The organism is Brooklawnia sp. (genome assembly GCF_032229645.1).
Classification (GTDB): domain Bacteria; phylum Actinomycetota; class Actinomycetes; order Propionibacteriales; family Propionibacteriaceae; genus Brooklawnia.
The window spans coordinates 1-2,739 of sequence record NZ_JAVTWX010000033.1; the positions used below are offsets into that span (position 1 = coordinate 1).

Consider the following 2,739-nt stretch of genomic DNA (forward strand, 5'->3'; position numbering starts at 1 on the left):
CGCTGGAGAACCACACGGTGGACTTCCGCGGCGGCCCGCTGTTCCCGCAGTGGCGCGCCATCGTCGGCCCCTTCTTCGCACAACCGCCGGTGGTGGAACACTTCGTGCTCGTCGACAAGTCGGACTGAGTCGCCAGTCAATCGGAACGGATCACCGCAATGGAACTGCGTGCCAGCAAGTTGGACCCTGAATCCCTGCCCGGACGAATTGCAGCACTTGGCATCGCAGCTTTCGCCGCCGTGGCAACGGGTTGCGGCGGAGGCGGTGGCGCGTCGACCACGCCGAGCTCTCCCAACGCCTCGGGCAGCCTCATCCCGGCTGCACCCGCGGTGGGCGCCACGCTGTACCCGACGGCCGCGACACTGCGGCCTCTGCGCGCAGGAGCGCGCTGGGTCTATCGAACCGATGATCGAACACAAGGCCAGTTCGTCGAGACCGTCGTCTCGCAGACTGCCGCCGCCAATGGCGGCGTGACGGAGACCGACAGCAGCGATCCGCAAGCCACCTCTGAGCTGTCCGTGGAAGCGGGCAGCGGCACCGTCAACTTCTCGGTTTCGCTCGAACTGGTGCCCAACTGGACTCCCGTGATCATCACGGGACCGGAACTTCGCTCTCCGGTCAGGCAGGGTGATCAGTACGACCTGATCGAACAGCGCTTCAGCAACCAGCCGATCGACATCGACGCTGACGGCAAGTTCGACACGGTCGATGTCGCGAGCTATCGCCGAGTCGTCGGCAACGAGCTGGTGACGCTTCCGAATCGCGCACAAGCTTTGACGGCACTGCGCGTGGATACCGTGCTGACCATTCGCATCAATCCGAGCACGCGCACCACACCTCAGATTGCCAGCTCGAGCGTCTCGACCTGGTATGCCCCGGGCATCGGCGTGATCCGTCAGGTCGTGGCGAGCACCGACCCATCCCGCAGCTTCGACGAGGAAAGCCTGCTGCTCGGCTGGGATGGCCTCACGGAAGGCTGGGGATTCGTGACGCAGCCCGCTCAGCTTCAGAGCACGGTCGTGCCGGGCTCGTCGTCAGTGTGGGTCGGTGGTGCCATGAGCGCGATTGCCTTGTCCGACGGTGCGCTGATCGCCACGGCATCGAGCCTTCACCGCGTCGACAGGCGGGGCATGGTGCAGTCGAGCGAGACGCCGCCCGTCGGGCAGTACCAAGGGCTGATGCGTCTGTCCGCGGGGAATCGGTGGTTGACGGGCTCCTGGCCGAACTACCAGATGTACGCCTTGTCCGACTCGGGAGCGACGCTCGGTGCCGGCGCACTGTCCAGCTTCACTCTGGGCAGCACCGATCCGTCAACACTGGCCGAGTACCCGCTCGCCATGGACGGGAATCCGGGCGCAGACCATTTCTGGATCGCTTCGCAACGCACGGTGTCGGTGCCCTCGACCGGGAACACGGCTTATCAATTGGTCTTGCGAGCCATCGGGGCGGACGGTTCCACGACTCGGCCCGAGATCGTCATCGCGGTCGGATCGCCCCAGATCTCGCCAGGGGTCCGGCTGGCGGCTCACGCCGGCGGTGTCCTGGCCACCTGGACCGAGACGACGTCGACCAGCAACAACAGAGTGCACTACGCGAGCATCACGGCCGCCGGGCAGGTCGAATACCACCGATCGATCGCCGTGCTCTCGCTGGATGTCGTCGAGGGGCTGAAGCCGCTGGCCGACGATGGCCTGCGGTGGCTGGTGTGGCGCGGCCCCACGGGGTCAGGCACGGTCCTGGTCGCGCATGCGGTGGCCCTCGACTCGGCTGGCAATCTCGCGGGCGTCACCGCGGATGAAGATGGACTGCGCAGCGCTGTCGTCGGGCCTTTCAGCCCCGAGGCATCAGCCTCCTGGCCGACAGGGTTCACTGCGGCCAACGGTGACTTGTTCGCTGCGGTGTCGGGCTTCGGACTGGCGCTGCCGGACGAGAGATTCTCGATACAACTGGTGGAGTACAGCGTTCTGAATCTGCCAACCTTGTTGCCGAGCTCAGCGCTGCCCGCAGTGACGCGCTTTCGCATTCCGGGCACCAGCATCCCTGTTGGCGTTCCACCAGCGCTGGTCTTTTCCGACCGTGTGCTCTTGCTCAGTTCGGACACCAGCGGCCGCTTTGCACCCACTGTGATCTGGCGATAAGCAATGGGCTTCAGCCCGTGGAGATCGACATGCCGACGACGCCCATCTTCCACATGATCGCCGGCGCCCCCGACCCCGTGGCGCCCTTCAGCCATGCGGTCGAGGCCGACGGATGGGTGTTCGTGACTGGCCAGATGCCGTTTGCCGGCACCTCGGTCGACGAGCCCTACCCGGACGGCATCGAGGCGCAGACGCACCAGGTGATGAAGAACCTGCAGGCCGTGCTGCAAGGCTGCGGGCTCACACTGGCGAATGTGCTGCAGGTGCGCATCTACATGACGCGCTTCGAGCAGGACTACGCGGCGATGAACACCGCCTACGCCAGCTGGTTCCCGGTTGGCAAACGGCCGGCGCGCACCTGTGTGGGTGTCACGGCACTGGCCAAGGGCGCGCTGATCGAGATCGACATGGTGGCGCGGCGCTGAGGCGCCCCGCGCACCCGGTCAAGCCCAGGCCCGGCGATCGAAATCACGCTGCAGCGCGCGCCACACCGTCGGCGCCGTCAGCGGCATCTGCACCTTCTCGGCGTCGCGCCCGAGGCCCGCAGCGGCCAGCGCATCGACCACCGCGTTGACCACCGCCGGCGTGGCGCCGATGGTGC

General features: G+C 66.5%; 2 protein-coding genes. Both read left to right on the forward strand.

Going from position 1 to position 2,739, the window contains the following annotated elements:
* The first annotated feature begins 158 nt into the window (after window positions 1-158).
* The gene (locus AAFP05_RS02060) at window positions 159-2,138 is read left to right on the forward strand and encodes a hypothetical protein (protein ID WP_341728190.1); all 1,980 of its coding nucleotides are present in this window, start codon (window positions 159-161) and stop codon (window positions 2,136-2,138) included.
* Window positions 2,139-2,155: 17 nt separating this feature from the next.
* Window positions 2,156-2,563: a RidA family protein gene (locus tag AAFP05_RS02065; RefSeq protein WP_341728191.1), complete on the forward strand. Its 408-nt coding sequence runs from the start codon at window positions 2,156-2,158 to the stop codon at window positions 2,561-2,563.
* The last annotated feature ends 176 nt before the right edge of the window (window positions 2,564-2,739 follow it).

Coding starts and splice junctions, on each gene's coding strand:
- AAFP05_RS02060 (WP_341728190.1), top strand. CDS start 159: ATGGAACTGCGTGCCAGCAAGTTGGACCCTGAATCCCTGCCCGGACGA.